Here is a 314-nt window from a genome sequence, read left to right as displayed (position 1 = left end):
GTTGGGGATTTTTAACAACTCGATAACCGGGTAAAATATGCGCCAGTCCGCCCGCTTCCCGTCCGCCCATTGCGTTAGGTTGACCTGTTAAAGAAAACGGCCCCGCTCCCGGTTTTCCGATGTTTCCGGTCATCAAATGCAGGTTAATTAACGTTCTCACTTTCGCCGTTCCTTCTGAGGATTGATTCATCCCCATCGACCACAACGAAAGCACCCGATTTGACTCTCCCCACCACCGGGCGGCTTTTTCCAAATCATCCAAACGAATCCCACATTTTCGGGCAACTAATTCGGGTTTATAGTGACGAATGACT

General features: G+C 49.7%; 1 protein-coding gene. It reads right to left on the bottom strand.

Going from position 1 to position 314, the window contains the following annotated elements; translation table 11 throughout:
• The coding region (locus M595_RS28775) for a molybdopterin-dependent oxidoreductase (protein WP_023070071.1) at nucleotides 1-314 on the bottom strand (314 nt) is incomplete at both ends.

Origin of the sequence: Lyngbya aestuarii BL J, assembly GCF_000478195.2 — a bacterium.
Lineage (GTDB): Bacteria > Cyanobacteriota > Cyanobacteriia > Cyanobacteriales > Microcoleaceae > Capilliphycus > Capilliphycus aestuarii.
Note: the sequence above shows the minus strand (reverse complement) of the source record. Positions and strands in the feature narration are given on the sequence as shown.